Source organism: Actinomadura oligospora ATCC 43269 (assembly GCF_000518265.1).
In the GTDB taxonomy this organism is placed as follows: domain Bacteria; phylum Actinomycetota; class Actinomycetes; order Streptosporangiales; family Streptosporangiaceae; genus Spirillospora; species Spirillospora oligospora.
This window is the reverse complement of the sequence record NZ_KI912411.1, coordinates 623,151-638,709: the sequence shown is the minus strand read 5'-3', so window position 1 is coordinate 638,709 and position 15,559 is coordinate 623,151. Positions and strand designations below refer to the sequence as shown.

At 73.9% G+C, this 15,559-nt stretch carries 13 protein-coding genes; 2 read left to right on the top strand and 11 right to left on the bottom strand.

Features of this window, described 5'->3' with window-relative positions:
* Positions 1-36: 36 nt before the first annotated feature.
* From P696_RS51305 to P696_RS51300, 4 genes are read right to left on the bottom strand one after another with little or no spacing between them, the layout of a single operon-like run.
* Positions 37-855 carry an SAM-dependent methyltransferase gene (locus P696_RS51305; protein ID WP_051468891.1) on the bottom strand — a complete coding sequence of 273 codons (819 nt, stop codon included), beginning with the start codon at positions 853-855 and terminating at the stop codon, positions 37-39.
* Positions 852-1,244, bottom strand: a complete 393-nt coding sequence (locus P696_RS0139775) for a nuclear transport factor 2 family protein (RefSeq protein ID WP_026416681.1) — start codon at positions 1,242-1,244, stop codon at positions 852-854. The genes P696_RS51305 and P696_RS0139775 overlap by 4 nt, the downstream gene beginning before the upstream one ends.
* A 30-nt stretch (positions 1,245-1,274) precedes the next feature.
* Positions 1,275-2,141, bottom strand: coding sequence for an ABC transporter permease (locus P696_RS0139770; protein ID WP_051468889.1), 867 nt, complete (start codon positions 2,139-2,141; stop codon positions 1,275-1,277).
* Complete coding sequence (locus P696_RS51300) at positions 2,138-3,304, bottom strand: ATP-binding cassette domain-containing protein (RefSeq protein WP_051468886.1); 1,167 nt, start codon at positions 3,302-3,304, stop codon at positions 2,138-2,140. Before P696_RS51300 ends, P696_RS0139770 begins: the two co-directional genes overlap by 4 nt.
* 257 nt (positions 3,305-3,561) lie before the next feature.
* On the opposite strand from P696_RS51300, the gene P696_RS0139760 reads away from it, so the two are divergent.
* Both P696_RS0139760 and P696_RS51295 read left to right on the top strand, forming a co-directional pair.
* Positions 3,562-4,704 carry a nucleotide disphospho-sugar-binding domain-containing protein gene (locus tag P696_RS0139760; RefSeq protein ID WP_026416679.1) on the top strand — a complete coding sequence of 381 codons (1,143 nt, stop codon included), beginning with the start codon at positions 3,562-3,564 and terminating at the stop codon, positions 4,702-4,704.
* Positions 4,705-4,721: 17 nt separating this feature from the next.
* A complete protein-coding gene (locus tag P696_RS51295) occupies positions 4,722-5,759 on the top strand; it encodes a Gfo/Idh/MocA family protein (protein WP_245627985.1) in 1,038 nt (345 codons plus the stop codon).
* Here the strand turns inward: P696_RS51295 and P696_RS0139750 are convergent.
* The 7 genes from P696_RS0139750 to P696_RS0139720 all read right to left on the bottom strand — a co-directional run bounded on the left by P696_RS0139750 (position 5,743) and on the right by P696_RS0139720 (position 15,464).
* Positions 5,743-7,035: a hypothetical protein gene (locus tag P696_RS0139750; protein ID WP_026416678.1), complete on the bottom strand. Its 1,293-nt coding sequence runs from the start codon at positions 7,033-7,035 to the stop codon at positions 5,743-5,745. The two genes, P696_RS51295 and P696_RS0139750, sit on opposite strands and share 17 nt — an antisense overlap.
* A gap of 12 nt (positions 7,036-7,047) precedes the next feature.
* Positions 7,048-8,253 (bottom strand): class I SAM-dependent methyltransferase, encoded by a 1,206-nt coding sequence (locus P696_RS0139745; protein WP_026416677.1) that lies wholly within the window; start codon positions 8,251-8,253, stop codon positions 7,048-7,050.
* A gap of 31 nt (positions 8,254-8,284) precedes the next feature.
* Positions 8,285-9,763, bottom strand: coding sequence for an NDP-hexose 2,3-dehydratase family protein (locus tag P696_RS0139740; RefSeq protein ID WP_026416676.1), 1,479 nt, complete (start codon positions 9,761-9,763; stop codon positions 8,285-8,287).
* Complete coding sequence (locus tag P696_RS0139735) at positions 9,760-11,022, bottom strand: DUF885 domain-containing protein (protein ID WP_064744290.1); 1,263 nt, start codon at positions 11,020-11,022, stop codon at positions 9,760-9,762. Before P696_RS0139735 ends, P696_RS0139740 begins: the two co-directional genes overlap by 4 nt.
* Positions 11,019-12,416 (bottom strand): aminotransferase class V-fold PLP-dependent enzyme, encoded by a 1,398-nt coding sequence (locus P696_RS51290; RefSeq protein WP_157430210.1) that lies wholly within the window; start codon positions 12,414-12,416, stop codon positions 11,019-11,021. Before P696_RS51290 ends, P696_RS0139735 begins: the two co-directional genes overlap by 4 nt.
* Positions 12,417-12,477: 61 nt before the next feature.
* On the bottom strand, positions 12,478-13,965 hold the full coding sequence (locus P696_RS51285; protein ID WP_051468884.1) for a metallopeptidase TldD-related protein: 1,488 nt from the start codon (positions 13,963-13,965) through the stop codon (positions 12,478-12,480).
* On the bottom strand, positions 13,962-15,464 hold the full coding sequence (locus P696_RS0139720) for a TldD/PmbA family protein (RefSeq protein ID WP_051468882.1): 1,503 nt from the start codon (positions 15,462-15,464) through the stop codon (positions 13,962-13,964). The genes P696_RS51285 and P696_RS0139720 overlap by 4 nt, the downstream gene beginning before the upstream one ends.
* Between the last annotated feature and the right edge of the window lie 95 nt (positions 15,465-15,559).

Sequence of the window (15,559 nt, the reverse complement as noted above, 5' to 3'; positions counted from 1 at the left end):
CGCCCCTGGATCAGGAAGGGGCGGGGCCGGCGACGATCAGGGTTTGCGGCCGACGCCGCCGTAGGCCATGACCCGCGCCTTCGGCGAGCCCGCCTCGTCCCCGGCGTCCGGACGCCACTCGGGCAGGAACACCACGCCCGGATCGAGGACGTCGAGGCCGTCCAGGAACGCCGCCACCTCGGCCCGCGAGCGCATGAACGCCTCGCTCTGCCGCTTCTTCGACAGGTCCGTCATCGACCGGACGTGCTCGGGCAGCGCGTCCTCGGTGCCGTGCGACAGCACCAGGGCGCTGCCCGGCGCCATCGGCGAGGTGTACCGGTCGACCAGCCCCCGCGGACGGCCCGAGTCGGGCACGTAGTGCAGGACGCCGAGCATCAGCACGGCGACCGGCTCGTCCCAGTCGATGAGCCGCCGCACCTCGGGGTCGGCGAGCAGGCCGTCCGGGTCGCGCAGGTCGCCGAGCACCATGGACGCCGCGTCCCGCCCGGCGAGGATCTCCCGTCCGTACGACACCGCCGTCGGATCGTGGTCGGCGTACACCACCCGGCCGTCCGCGCGGACCTCGGCGACGACCTCGTGCACGTTCCCGACCGTCGGGATGCCCGAGCCGATGTCGAGGTACTGGCGGATCCCGGCGCGGGCGCAGTCCCGCACCGCGCGCCGCAGGAACGCCCGGTTCAGCCGGGCGACCTCCGGGGCCTCCGGGACGCGCAGCATCATCTGCCGGGCGAACTCGCGGTCGACCGGCAGGTTGTGGTCGCCGCCCAGGTAGAAGTCGTAGACCCGGGCGACGCTCGCCCGCTCCGGCTCCCGGGCCGCCTCGGCGACCCCGGGCCCGGCCTCCGGCGGCGTCACCGCGCGGACCCGTCGAAGAACGCGTCGGCGCTGTGCTGGTCGGCGCACAGGTGCGTGCCGTTGACGATCTTCCCGTCGGCGAACCGCCACAGCACGGCGTACTCCATCTCGAAGTCGCTGCCCGGCGCGGCGCAGTAGGTGCGCTGGGCCTCGACGACGAAGTCGTCGTTGACGCCGGTCACGTGGGTGTCGGACCGCATCTGGAACTCCGAGATGCGGTCGAACAGCGCGATGACGTCGGGCAGGCCCCGGGTGACGCCGCTGACCTGGCTGTGCCCGGGGAAGTTCCAGCTGACGTCCTCGGCCATGACCTCGCGGAGCGCGTCCATGTCACGCTTCACGTAGGCGTCGAAGAAGCGGTGGATGATCTGCTCGTTGGCGTGCGGCATGGCGCTCCTCCTGGTGTGGTGGGTTCCGGCTCAGCGCTCGCGGTTGTAGAGGTAGACGGTCAGCGGCCCGAAGATCGCGATCAGGACGGCGTCGGCCACGAACGCCGTGGTGATGTGCCACGCGGTGGGGTCCCCGGCCATCAGCCCCCGGACGGCCGTGACCGTGCGCGTCACCGGGTTGACGTTGATGACGGCCTGCAGCCACCCGGGCATGCTGTGCGTGGAGACGAAGATGTTGCTGGCGAACAGCAGCGGGAAGACCCCGATCCCGCTCAGCGTCATGATGGTCTGCGGCTTGTCGACGACCAGGCCGAGCGCCGTCCAGACCCAGGCCAGGCTGAAGGCGAACACCTGGACCATCGCCAGCGCCGCCACGACGCCGAGGAGCCCGCCGTGCGGCCGGAAGCCGAGCAGCAGCCCGAGCAGCACCGCGACCACCGACGCCATGAGGTAGCGGACGACGTCGCTGAGCAGCTCGCCGACCAGCATGGCGGGCCGCCATATCGGCATGGACCGGAACCGGTCGTCGATGCCGCTCGACACCGCGACGTTCAGCGCGACCCCGGTGTTCATGCTGATCATCACGACGGTCAGCACCACCACGCCGGGCAGCAGGAACTGCAGGTACAGGTCGGTCGAACCGGCGATCGCCCCGCCGAACAGGAAGGTGAACACCAGGGTCACCATGACCGGGAACAGCACGGCGTCGAACACCTGCTGCGGGTCGCGCCGGATCTTGAACAGCGCCCGCTGGCAGAAGATCAGGCACATCGCGAACGCGCCGGGGCGCGGCGGACGCTCCTCGCCGGTGCGCAGCGCGGAGCGCACGGCCGCGTCGAGTCCGTCGCCGTCGAGGGCGAGCACGGAGCCCCCGCCGCCGGTGCCGGGTCCGCTCATGATCCGTCCCGTCCGCCCTGGGGGTCCGCCGCGCGGCCCTTCCTCCCGGCCTTGCCGCGGGTCTCGGCGTGGTGGCCGGTGAGGGCGAGGAACACCTCGTCCAGGCTCGGCCGCTCGAAGGTGAAGTCCGCGAGCGCGACGCCCTCGCGGGTGAGTTCGGCGAGCGCCCGCGTGGCGCGCTCGACGCCCTTGCCGTCGCCCCCGTCGGTCACGCGCATCGACAGCGCGGCCGGATCGCCGTTGTGCGGCCCGCCCTCGCGCCCGCCGTTGTTTGTGCCATCGTGCCCGGCGTCGGACGGCCCAGCGGCGGTTCGTCCGCCCGGTGGCCCGGGGGGTTGCACGCCGGGGGAGTGGCCGCGGCGGGACGTGTCGGCGGTGATCTCGCCGTCCGGGCCGAGCTCGCGTTCCAGCACGCGGACGGCGATCCCGCGCTGCGCCGGGTCGCGCAGCCGGACGCGCAGCGCGTTCGACCCGACGGACGCCTTGAGCTCGTCGGACGTCCCGTCGGCGATGATCCGGCCGCGGTCGATGACCGCGATGCGGTCGGCGAGCTGGTCGGCCTCCTCCAGGTACTGGGTGGTGAGGACGACCGTGGTGCCGGTGTCGACGATCGCGCGGACGACGGCCCAGACCCGGCTGCGGCTGACCGGGTCGAGGCCGGTGGTCGGCTCGTCCAGGAACAGCACGTCCGGCCGGACGACCAGGCTCGCGGCGACGTCGAGGCGGCGGCGCAGCCCGCCGGAGAAGTTCTTGACCAGCACGTCCGCCTGTTCCTCCAGGCCGAACGCGGAGAGCAGCTCGGTGGCGCGGGCGCGGGCCTGCGGGGGCTTGTAGCCGAGCAGCCGGGCGAGCACGAAGAGGTTGTCGGAGCCGCTGAGGTCCTCGTCGACGGAGGCGAACTGGCCGGTGAGGCTCACCTTCGAGCGGACGGCCGCCGCCTCGCGCACCACGTCGTGGCCGCACACCCGCGCGGTGCCCGAGTCGGGGTGCAGCAGTGTGGCGAGGACGCGGATCGTGGTCGTCTTGCCCGCGCCGTTCGGGCCGAGGAAGCCCTGGACGGTGCCGGGCCGGACGGCGAGGTCGACGCCGTCCACCGCCCGGGTCTCGCCGAAGGTCTTGACGAGGCCCGACGTCTCGATGGCCAGGTCGGATGCGGGGGCCAAGACGTCCTCCAGGCGGCGGGGTCGGCGGAAGGCGCGGCGCGCGGGTGCGGTCGGCCGGTGTGACGGACCGGTCCGGAGGGCCGGGACCGGCGGGGCAGGTACTGACTATCCCAAACCATAGTGGCCCCGGTCACTCTCCAGCATGGTGACACCCGGCTATGTTCCAGTGAACCGCAAGATTGACTTGAATTTGTAGTAGCGTTACTGTCGCTCTGCGTTCACGGACCTCCCGGCTACTCCAGGAAGGGGCGCGCAGGATGCGCGTACTGTTCGCCGCCACCCCGCCGATCAGCAAGGTGTTCGCCCTCGCGCCGCTGGCCTGGGCGTTCCGCGCGGCGGGCCATGAGACGCTGCTGACCTACTCCGAGCAGACCGCCCTGGCCGCCGAGACGGGCCTGCAGGTCGTGGACGCCGCGCCCGGCACGTCCGGCAACGCGATCCTGGCCGAGCTGTTCACCGCGCGGCCGGAGCTGATCGAGCGCTGGACGGAGCCGCTCGGCGACGACCCGGCCAAGCTCGCCCCCGGTGTCGCCGCGCTGAACCGCCCGTTCCTCGCGACCGCGGTCGAGCTCGCCGACGACTGGCGGCCCGACCTGGTGGTGTTCGAGCAGTCCGCGCCGTACGGGCTGGTCGCCGCCGCGCGCGCCCGCGTGCCCGCCGTCCAGCGCAACCTCGGGACGATCCGCACCGCCGGGACGCACGACGCGGTGCTCGGCCTCCTCGCAGACGACCTGGCGGGGCTCGGCGTCACCGAGGTGCCGTCCCGTCCCGCGATGACGATCGAGTTCGTCCCGCCAGGCATGCTGCCCTTCCCGGCGCCCGAGGGCGAGTTCATGCGGTACGTCCCGTACAGCGGCGGTGCGGGGATGGCGCGGCTGCCCGCGCCCGGCGACCGTCCGCGCGTGGTGGTCACGCTCGGCAGCGTCCGGCCCGACATGCACGGGCTCGGCCCGCTGGAGGCGACCGTCACGGCGGCGGCCGAGGTGGACGCCGAGTTCCTGCTGGCGCTCGGCGACGCCGATCCGGCCCCGCTCGGCCCGCTGCCGTCCAACGTCCGCCCCATCGGCTGGACGCCCATGGACCTGCTGCTCCCGACCTGCGCCGGGGTCGTGCACCACGGCGGCGGCGGGACGGCCCTGGCGGCGATCTGCGCGGGCGTCCCGCAGCTGGTCGCGCTCGATCCGCGCTACCTGGGCCACAAGACGCTCGCGCCCGCCGTCGAGCGGGGCGGCGTCGGCCTGGTCGCGCTCCAGGACGCGGTCACCCCGGCCCTCCTGCGTACACTGCTCGCGGACGAGGCGATCCGGAAGGCGACCGAGCAGGTGCGCGCCGAGATGGAGACACTGCCGTCACCGGCGGCCATGGTTCCGCGTCTGCTGGACCTGGTGGCCCCGGCCTGACGAGTCCGGGAGGACTTGTGGACGACCCCGCCGCGCACCGGCGACCGCTGCGGATCGGGATGCTCGGTTGCGCCGACATTGCCGCACGCCAGGTTCTGCCCGCGCTCGCGCGCGTACCGGACGCGACGCTGACGGCGGTCGCGAGCCGCACCCACGCGCGCGCGCACGAGTTCGCCGACCGGTTCGGCGGTGCGCCCGTCCACGGGTACGCGCGGCTGTTCGACCGCGACGACGTGGACGCCGTGTACATCCCGCTGCCCGCCGCCATGCACGCCGAATGGACGGAACGGGCTCTGCGCGCGGGCAAGCATGTGCTGGTCGAGAAGCCCCTGACCACCGGACACGAGCAGACGGCCCGGCTGGCGGCGCTCGCCCGGTCGCTCGGGCTGCGGCTGATGGAGAACCGCATGTTCACCCATCACCCGCAGCACACCAGGGTCCGCGAGTTGATCGCCAACGGCGCGATCGGGAAGCTGCGGTCGCTGAACGCCGCGCTGGCCTTCCCGCCGCGTCCGCCGGACGACATCCGCTACGACCCGGTGCTCGGCGGCGGCGCCCTGCTGGACGTCGGCTACTACCCGGTCCAGGCCGCGATGATGCTGCTGCCGGGGACGCTGACGGTCGCCGGGGCGGTGCTCCACCACGACGAGGGCGCGGGCGTGGACACCGGCGGGGACGTCCTGCTGCGTGGCGAGGGCGATGTCGCGGCGCACCTGACGTTCGGCTTCCGGCACTCCTACCGGTCGCGGTACGAGGTGTGGGGGAGCCGAGGGCGGATCATCCTGGAGCGAGCGTTCACCCCGCCCGCGACCTGGCAGCCCGTCCTCCACCTCGAGCAGCAGGACCGTGAGGAGCGGCTGACCCTGCGTCCCGCCAACCACTACCAGGCGGCTCTGGAAGGGTTCGTGGGGGCCGTACTCGAGGACGGTCCGGAACGCGCGGCGCTGGAGACCGCGCTGGACGACGCGGTGCGGTGCGCGTCCCTGCTCGACGCCGTCCGCGCCGCCGCGAGCATGCCTGCCCCGGCAGGGCGGGACGTCACGCCGGGTTGTTGAGCGGGCCCGCGACCTCGGTGATCGTGCCGCCGGGCAGCCACGCGCCGCCGTCGCCGTGGTCGTGGCCGACCGGCCCGGGCACCTGGACGGTCGTCGCGGCGTACAGCCGGATCGCCGTCGCGGGCTGGACGCGCAGCGCCGACAGCCACGCCGTGTAGCCCGTCCCGGTCGGCGGCTGACCCGGGTAGCGGCGTTGGAGGGCCGCCTCGTACCGACGCGGCATCGGGTCCTCCGGCGTGAAGCGCAGCGGGACGAGCTGCCCCGCCGGGACGGTCAGCAGCGGAGACGCGAGCAGCCAGGGCGCGAGGTAGCTGCCCTGGGACGGCGTTCGTCCGCGTGCGATGTCCATGAGCCGGGCGTACGCGGTCGCCCAACCGGAGACGAGGAAGGTGGGACGGTCGGCGCGCGGCTCCCGGGCCACGGTGACGTGTTCCGCGCGCGCCGCTTCCCGGACGACCTGTGCCGCGGCCCGCGAGCGGGCCGAGCCGTCCGCGACGACCGTGATCGCCGGGACGCGCCGGGTGGCCACGAAGGCGACGACCGCGCGCAGGTCGGCGGCGTCCTCGGGGCGCAGCGCCGCCGCCGGGCAGGCGCCGAAGCGTCCGGCGTGCCCGGAGGCGAGCGCGGCGACGGCGGCGCTGGCGCACTCGGGCGCGTCGCCGAGGGCGGACGCCGACGCCGGAGCGCCGTGACCTGGATCGATGGGGAGGGAGACCGTCCGGGTTCCCGTCCGCACCCACAGACGGCCGCGTCCGGGTGGCAGCGGGACGTTCGCCCAGCGGCCGTCCGATCCGGCGACGGGCTCGGTCGCGATCAGGTGGTCGTGGTCGACGCCGACCGCCGTGGTCCGCGCGTCCACTCCGACGATGTTCCAGCCGGGACGGTGCGGGACGACCACGACCGGCCCGCCGTCGCGCACCACGACGCGCGCCAGCGGAACGCCGGGTTCGGCCGGGACGCCGACGTCCGGCAGCACGACGATTCCGGTGAGGATCGTGCCGACGAGGGGGAAGCCGAGCAGCGCCGCCCAGCGCGTCCGCGCGAGCGACAACGCGGCCAGCAGGGTGAGCGCGATCAGCAGGACCGCGAGCGCGGGCGGCCGGACGCCCAGCAGCGCGCACGGCACCGCCACGGACGCCGCGACCGCGACGGACCGTCCGACGGCCCGGTTCGGCGGGCCGGTGAACGGGCGCGCGCACGCGGCGGCGGCGACGATCGCGGAGCCCGTGAACGCCAGGCCGGGCAGGAGCCCCGCCGCCCATCCCGTGAGCTGCACCGGACCGCCTCCTCACACGATGTGGACGTCGGGGACGTACCGGATCCACCGTCCGCCCGCCGCGCCGAAGGCGCGCTCCTTGGCCGTGATCTCCTCGGCGTGGTTCCAGGCGAACAGCAGCGCGAAGTCGGGATACGGGTCGGCGAACGCGGCGGGCGGACGCACCGGGATGTGCGTTCCGGGCGTGACGAGCCCCTGCTTCGCCGGAGTGGAGTCGCACACGAAGGGCAGCAGGTCAGGGCCGATGCCGCAGTAGTTCGTCACCGTCGCGCTCTTGGCGGTCGCGCCGTATCCGACGACGCTGCGGCCGTCGTCGCGCAGTTTGCGCAGCAGGGCGACGAGCTCGTCCCGGACGCGCTCGACCCGCGCGGCGAACCCGTCCAGGGCCGGGACGGCCCTCTCCTCGCGGCGCAGGGCCGCCGTGACGGCGCCGCTCACCGGATGCCGTCCGGGGCGCGCCACGGTGAAGCGGAGCTGCCCGCCGTGCACGTCCAGGGGCTCGACGTCGACCAGCTCGAACCCGGACCGGCGCGCCGCCTCCCGCACGGACGTGGCGGTGAAGAAGTACACGTGCTCGTCGATGACCTGGTCGAACGCCGTCCGGGCGAGGACGTCGGCGAGGTAGGGGTCCTCGAAGACCATCCGTCCGCCCGGGGTGAGGAGGAGGTCGGCCCCGGCGAAGACCGATGCGAGGTCGGGCACGTGGCTGACCGTGTTGGCCGAGAAGATCAGGTCGGCGGGCCCCTCGGCGCCGCGGATCTCGGCGGCGGACGCCTTGTCGAAGAACGCCGTCAGCACCCGCGCGCCGCGTCCGGCCGCCTCCCCGGTGGCCCGTCCGGACGGGTCGACCCCCAGGTGCCGTACGCCCGCGCGCGCGAGCGTCGGCAGGACGCCGCCGTCGTTGCAGCCGACCTCCACGACGAACGGATCGGGCCGGCCCCGGACGGCGTCCATCAGCCGCCGGGCGGTGCGGGCGAAGTGCTCGCTCATCCGGGCCGACTGGGACGTCCGGTACGGGTACTCGCGGTGGAACATCGCCTCGGCGGGGACGGGCTCGGTCAGCTGTGCCATCCCGCAGTCCCCGCACACGCCCACGGCCAGCCGGAAGAAGAACTCCCCGTCCAGCTCACCGGGCGGCAGGAACGCGTCGGACCTGGGCTGCCGCCCGAGGTCGAGGAACTCGCGGACCGGACCGGAGCAGACGCGGCATCTCGTCATCGACGGGTCCCTCGGCGGAGAGGTGGTGGGGTCATGCGAAGGCCAGGGAATAGAGGCAGGCGAGCAAGGTGCGCGCCTGCATGTTGACGTAGTGGCTGTGCGGCAGGAGCGCCGCGAACTGGCGCAGCGTCAGCCAGCGGAAATCCGGGTGCTCCGCCCCGTCGCCGGGGGCGGCCTCGACGATCAGGTAGCGGGCGCGTGCGTGGAAAAGCCGCCCGCCCTCCTCCGACAGCGTGGCCGCATAGCGGACGCGTTCCGGCGCGGCGGCGAGCACGTCGTCAAGGAAGGGCGGTCTGTCCGGGCGGTGGAGGTCCTGGGCGGTGCACTGCACGGTGGGCGCGAGTTCGAGCACGTCACCGCACCCCGGTTCGGCGAGCGCCTGAGCGAGGACGTGCAGGACGCCGTCGACCGGCCTCACCAGGAACGCCGCGACGGACGTCCCGAGCGGCCGGATCACCGGCTGCGACCAGCCGTCCACCTCGCGTCCGGCCGTCCCGACCGTCACACCGACGACCTCGAAGGGCCCGTCGCCCTCGGGGGTGACCGTGACGCCGTCGTGCCGCCACCCGGCCATCCCGGACAGCGGGACGCGGCGGACCCGGACGCCCGCACGCGTCCGCCGCTCGGTGATCCAGTGCAGGACCTCGGTGTCCGAGTGCAGGCTCTCCGACGCTTCGAGCGACCTGGTCAGCGCGTCCTGGAACCCGTCGGCGGGCGCTTGCACCGCCGCCAGCCCCGACCCGGAGACCGGCAGGGAGCCCAGCACGGACCGCAGGTCCATGTTCACCAGGTCGTCGCGGTGCAGAAGCCGGTGCAGCCGATGCAGCGTCAACCAGCGGAAGCCGGGCAGGAGCTCGACGTCCTCGGTGGTCTCGACGACCATGTTCCGGTTCCGTTTGCGCAGGAACCACGCGCCGTGCTCCGACTGCCGGACGTCCACGAGCAGCCGCCCCCGGGACGGCGTCCGGAACTGCTCCAGGTACGGCACGGGCCTGCCCCGGTGCACACGCGTGTAGTTGCTGCGCGTCGCCTGCACGGTCGGCGCGATCTGCACGCCACCGACGTTGCCGGGCTCCGCCTTCGTCTGGACGAGGCAGTGCGGCACCCCGTCGAACTCGCGGACGAGCAGCCCGAGGATCCCGATCTCCGGCTGGTCGATGATCGGCTGCTCCCAGCTCGGCTGCTCCCAGCGCGGCACCACCGCGTCACGATGCTCGACCTCCAGGCCGTGGACGGTGAAGAACGCCCCGCTCTCGTGCGTGAGGTCGCCGGTGACCGGATCGACGTTCCAGCCCGGAAGCTCGGACAGGGGCGACCGCCGGACGGTCATCCGGTTGCCGTCGCATGCCTCCGCGAGCCACGCCTCCACCGCGTCCGGGCTGGTCAGGCCGTCGGGACACAGCGCCGAACGCGCGAGACGCACGTGGAGCGGCCCGGCCTCGGGGGCGCGGCACGTCCGGCCGGTGCCGCCACCGAGGACGGGAGGCGGCCGACGCGGGGACGGGGTCATGCGGCTCCCCGGCGCGCGGCGGCCAGATCGGACGTCAGGGCGGAGGGGTGCAGGGGTTCGTTCAGCAGGCGTCTGTAGCGATCGGCTGCCGACTCGTCCCGGCCCGCGTGCATCCACGCGCGCACGAGCGCGGAACCCGCGATGTAGGTGACGGTGTAGGCGCGCCACAGCGGATCGGTCAGGAACCGCACCATGTGCCGCGCCCGCGTTTCGTCCACGAGCATCCACTGTTCGAGGTAGGCGACGGCCGCCTCGGGATCGACGTGCCGGTCGTGCAGCATGATGGCCGCGTCCTGCCGCGCGGACAGCAACTGCGCGGTGAGCGGCAGCAGGCGTTCGGCGAGTTCGCCGTCCAGGTGGAGGCCCTCGGCGGCCAGTACTTCAGCGGTCCACGGGCCCCAGCCTTCGCCCAGGGCCGCGTCCAGCGCCGCTTCGCCCATCCCTTCGGCGATGAGGCACTGCGGGGTGTTGACCAGGGCGATGGCCTGCTCGTCCTGCCCCTGCGCGCGCACCAGCCCGGCCTCCTTCGCGCAGCGCTCGGTGTGATGCCCCGGATAGACCTCGTGCGTCGCCAGGTGGGGGAGCGCCGACATGCCGTGACCCGCGTCGGCGTTGATCGTCACCAGCGACCGGTAGCCGCCCTGGTAGTGGTTGAAGGCGTTCCACGGACGGTCGCGGACGACCTCGTACTCCACCGTCTCCCCGGACGGAAGCCCGAACCGCTCCGCCGTCAGCCCGCGCAACGCGTCCGACAGGGCCCGGACGGCGCGTCCGAGCGACTCCGGGGCGAGCCGGTCACGCTCCCGGAAAGCGGCCAGCTTCGCGCGCGGCCCGCCGGACCCCGGCAGCAGCTCGTCGATCCTGTCGTGGACCTCCGCGTACCGGTCGGCCGGGACCGGCTCGATGTCGACATCGAAGTACGCCCGCACCTCGGCGAGGAACCCGAGCGGACGGCCGTCCAGCCGCCGCGCGACGCACTCCAGTGCCCTGAGCTGCGCCTCCAGGAAGGCGCGGCGCGGCTCGGGCAGCCCGGCGTCCGGAAGCGCGCGCTGAAGCAGGACGGCGTCCGCGGCGAGCTCGGCCGGAACCGGGACGGGCTCGGACGCGACGCGTGCGGCCAGGCTGGGATCGCCGAACCAGCAGTCGACGAACCCGTCCACCAGCCTGCCGAGCCGCAGCCCGAGCGCGAGGTAGCCGTCCACCACCAGGTTCCCGGGCGAGGAGGCCGGGCCGGACGCCCCGGAACCGGCCGACGTCACCGCCGTTCCATCTCGTCGGTCAGCTTGATCATCGCGTCGACCGTGCGGTCGAGCTCGTCGCGGTCGTTGTACAGGTGCGGCGCGAGCCGGATCGCGAACCGCTCGGAACCGTCGTCGCGGACGGGGAAGAACGTGAAGCGCAGGTTGATCCCGTGCTCGCTCTCCATCCGCTCCTCGAACTCCATGAACCGCTGCGGGTCGACCGCGTGCGCGGGGTCGCGGAACGGCTGGAACGCGACCATCCCCGAGTGCAGCCGCCGGTCGTGCAGCGGGCTGAAGAACGACTCCTCGCCCCAGTGCGCCGCGATCCGCTCCTTGAGGTGGTCGCACAGCCCGTGGACGTATCGCTGGATCTCCCCGCGCCCGATGTGCTCCCAGATCTCCGCCGCCGTCTGGAGCGCCGGGCCCCGCGACAGGTCCGCGGACCCGGTCTTCTGCAGGAACGTGCCGATGTCGTAGGTCGGCTCGCGGCCGGTGGCGCGCGGCGGCAGCCCGCCCTCGATCGGGTACCAGAGGGAGATCACCGGCCAGAAGCCCGGCAGCGGCAGCGGGTTGTGCTCGGGCAGCACCTTGTTGCGCGCGTACAGGACGCCGGTGCCCATCGGCCCGCACTGGTACTTCGCGCCGGACCCGCTGACGAAGTCGACTCCCAGCTCGCGCAGGCTCATGTCGAACTGGCCGGGCAGGTGCGCGCCGTCCACGACCGTGGTCAGGCCGTGCTCGTGCGCGAGCTCGGCGAGCGCCCGGGTCGGCATCGTCGTGCCGACGGTGAAGGTGACCGCCGCCCACTCCAGGACCCTGGTGCGCGGGGTGATCGCGGCGGCGAACATCTCCACGATCTCCTCGGCGGTCTGGTCAGGGCCGAGCCTCGGGGTGAGCTTGGTGACCTTGATGCCGCGCCGGTTGCGCAGCAGGTTCAGCGGCGCCTGCATCGTGTAGCACTCGTGCGTGGTCGTGACGACCTCGTCGCCCTCGGCCAGGTCGAGGCCGTTCAGGATGCGGGCGTTGCCGTCCGTCGCGCCCTGCACGACGGCGATCTCGTCCGGGTCGCAGCCGTAGCAGCGGGCCAGCGTCGCGCGCGGCTCGGTGAGCGTCGTCGGCGGGTACGGGTCGCGCGGGTAGCGGGCGTACTCGGTGTCGGCGGCGCGCAGGATGTCCAGCACCGGGTACGGGGTGGAGCCGAGCGTCCCGACGTTCAGGTGGACGAGGTCGGGGGTGAGCGGGAACAGCCGTCTCAGTCTCGCGTGCGTGGCCGGATCGTCCAGCGGGCCGGACGGGACCCGGTCCGCCCACTCCCGGGGGCCGCTCGGGGCCGGTGCGGACGCCCCCGTCTCGCCCTCGGTGCGGCGGCGCGCCATCGCCACGATCGCCGACTCGGTTCCCTTGTCCTCCACGAGAAGCCTCCCTCGGGACACGGTCACGACTGCTTCCGCACTCTACAATTTCACTTTAAAATTATCTAGTGGTTCGGATGGCGACGTCCGCGATCCGGAGGGGCGGGACGGACGTCCGGGAGAGCCCGTCGTCCCACTCCCGGGCCAGTGCGGGCACGCTCCGCCCGATCTCGGTGACCCGCTCCAGCATCCGGACGATCCGCTCGCTGAATCTGAAGTCGTCGACCGCCCCGACGACCTCGCCGTGCTCGACCAGGTACACGCCGTCCCGGGTGGAGCCGGTCAGCGCGAGCGTCCGCGGATCGGTCGGGCGGAGGTACCAGAGGCTGTTCACCAGCACCCCGCGCCGCGTGTTCGCCACCATCTCGCCGAGGCTCGCGCCGCGCGCCACGCCGTTGGCCGGGCTGTTGGCCGGGCCGTCCAGGACGAGGTTGCCGATCCGGGGCGTCGGTGGCAGCCCGCACGCCGCGGCCGTGTGCCGCGTCTGGACGAGCGCGGTGAGCACACCGTCGTCCAGCCAGCGCGTGGGATGCAGCGGAAACCCGTTGTCGAACACCGACATGTCGCCGCCAGGGGTGCGCACCAGCGCGAAAGGCGCACACTCCAGGCCGGGCAGCGCCGGGTCGCTGCGCAGCGTGAGGCCGGGCGCGGTGAGGCGCTCACCGAGCCTGGGCGTGCCGTCCGGGGTGGCGAAGGGCGACGCGCCCTCCAGCGCGTCGCGCGCGTCCATGGCCTGGTAGACGTGCAGCAGCAGGTCGGCCACGCAGGACGGCGACAGGAGCACCTCGTAGTCGCCCTCCGGGAGCTCGACGCGCCGTCTCGCCCACCGGATCCGCTGGGCGAGGTCTTCGCGCAGGCACGCGAGGGCCGCCCCCGAGTCGAACCGGCCGGTGCTCGGCAACGGCACTCCGCTCCAGGCGGAGGCCAGCTCGTCCTTCGCGTCGCGTGCGGTGAGGTCGATCAGCCCCTCGCGCTGCCGGTGCCGCAGCCTGACCCCTGCCGACGTGGCCAGATACGTGGTCCGGACGACCTGCTCGGCATAGCCGAAGAGCTGGTTCCCCTCCTCGCGCGCCCGCGCGAAGGCGGCCTTCAAGCCGCCGCCGAAAGCGGTCAGCCACTCCGCGCCGTCCTGCTCCGGCAGGCCGCCCGCCGCCTCCGACCCGGCCTCGTGCCCGGTGTCGTGCCCGGCCTCGGCCGGGGTGATCAACGGCATCGTGTCAGGGGACGTCGGCGACTCCAGGGCCGCGCGTTCGGCGTCCGCGACCAGGCGCGCGACGTCCTCGGCCGGATCGCCGTGGCGGCTCGTCGCCGCCGTCGCCGTGCCCCGGCGGCCCGCCACGAACGCCACGACCGTGACCCGCCGGTCGCGGACCAGGCCCGCCGTGGTCACCCCGTTCGCCGCCCAGCGCGACTGCGCGGCGTCCTCCGCGTCCACGACCACGACGCAGCCGTCGGCGCGGCTCGCCTCCAGCGCCCGTTCCGCGACGTCCCAGGCGGAGTCTCCGGCCCTGCCGCCGGTGTCCCTGTCGGTGTCCTCGGTGCTGGTCATGCTCCGGCCTCCCGCGCCGCGTTGACGACCTCGATCCCGGCGAACACGGCGGGCGGCGCGCCGTGGCTCGCCGCCGACGCCTGGACGGGCTGCCCCTTGCCGCACAGGTCGGCCCCGAACACGCGGTAGTCGTCCCGCCCGCCCAGCGCCCGCAGCGACCGCCAGAACTCGGTGGTCTCGCCCTGGTAGGCCGCGTCCCGGACCTGACCGGCGAGCCGTCCGTTGCGGATCAGGTGGCAGCGCTGGGCGGTGAACCGGAAGTTCCGCCGCTGCCCGTCGATCGTCCAGCCGTCCGAGCCGACCACCAGCAGCCCACGGGACACGCCCGCTATGAGCTCCGCCGTGGACGGCCCGTTCGGCGCGGGACGCAGCGACACGTTGGGCATCCGCGCCAGCGGCGCGCGCAGGCCCGACTCGGCGTACGCGCAGCCGGTCGAGCGGTCCGCGCCGAGGACGCGCGCGGTCGCCCGGTCGGTCTGGAAGCCGGTCAGGACGCCCTCGGTGACCAGGTCCCACGAGGTGGCGGCCACGCCCTCGTGGTCGAAACCCGTGGTGGCCAGCGCGTGCGGGGTGGTGCGGTCGGCGACCACGTTCATCAGCTCCGAGCCGTACCGCAGCCGCCCGAGCCGGTCGGGCGTCGCGAACGTCGTCCCGGCGTAGCCCGCCTCGTGGCCGAGCGCGCGGTCGAGCTCGGTCGCGTGGCCGACCGTCTCGTGGATCGTCAGCCACAGGTTGGACGGGTCGACCACCAGGTCGTACCGGTCCGGCTCGACCGGCGGCGCGGACAGCTTCCCGGCCAGGTGGGAGGGCATTCCGGCGACCTCGGTGGCCCAGTCCCAGCCCTCGCCCGCCAGGTACTCCAGGCCGCGCGCGGTCGGTGGGCCGAGCGTCCGCAGGGTCGCGACCGCGCCCGTGCGCTCGTCCACGCCCACGGCGAGCAGCTGCGGATGGACCCGCAGCCGGTGCTGGAGCGTCACCGTGCCCGCGAGGTCGGCGTAGAACGTGGTCTCGCCCGCGACCTTGAGCTTGGCGTGGACGTGCGCGACGTGCGGCACCGCCAGCAGCGCGCGGCTCCAGGCGGCCAGCGGCTCGGTCCACTCGCCGCGCGGGACGGCGAACGGGTCGACGCGGTGGCCGGACGTCCACTCCGCGTCCGGGTACACCGGCTCGCCGACCGGCTCGACCCGTTCGCCACCGGCGGCCCGGCAGGCCCGGGCCACCGCCACGGCGCGCTCGGCCGCCAGCGCCGCGGTCTCCCGGGACGGCCCGGCCACGCCCGCGAACCCCCGGAAACCCTTCCACACGACCGACACCCCGACGGCCGTGTGCACCTCGTCGGAGACGCCCGCCGGACGCCCGTCCCGCAACAGCGCCAGCCCGGAGCGGCGCCGCTCGACCCGCACGGACGCGTGCCGCGCGCCGAGCGCCGCCGCGCGGTCGAGCGCCGCCGCCGCGACCGCTGCGGGAGGGGCGCCGGTGAAATCCGGGTCCAGGGTCATGACCACCTCCGGTACGCACGCCGGGTCACTATATTTACATGAAGCTCAGAGGAACTCCGAGGTTGACGATCCTGACTTCCGGACGTTATCCAGGG

Excerpts from the sequence above, each read along its gene's own strand:
- P696_RS0139720 (WP_051468882.1), bottom strand. The coding sequence starts at position 15,464 with ATGACCCTGGACCCGGATTTCACCGGCGCCCCTCCCGCAGCGGTCGCG.
- P696_RS0139745 (WP_026416677.1), bottom strand. The coding sequence starts at position 8,253 with ATGACGAGATGCCGCGTCTGCTCCGGTCCGGTCCGCGAGTTCCTCGAC.
- P696_RS0139775 (WP_026416681.1), bottom strand. The coding sequence starts at position 1,244 with ATGCCGCACGCCAACGAGCAGATCATCCACCGCTTCTTCGACGCCTAC.
- P696_RS51285 (WP_051468884.1), bottom strand. The coding sequence starts at position 13,965 with ATGACCAGCACCGAGGACACCGACAGGGACACCGGCGGCAGGGCCGGA.
- P696_RS0139760 (WP_026416679.1), top strand. The coding sequence starts at position 3,562 with ATGCGCGTACTGTTCGCCGCCACCCCGCCGATCAGCAAGGTGTTCGCC.
- P696_RS0139770 (WP_051468889.1), bottom strand. The coding sequence starts at position 2,141 with ATGAGCGGACCCGGCACCGGCGGCGGGGGCTCCGTGCTCGCCCTCGAC.
- P696_RS0139740 (WP_026416676.1), bottom strand. The coding sequence starts at position 9,763 with ATGACCCCGTCCCCGCGTCGGCCGCCTCCCGTCCTCGGTGGCGGCACC.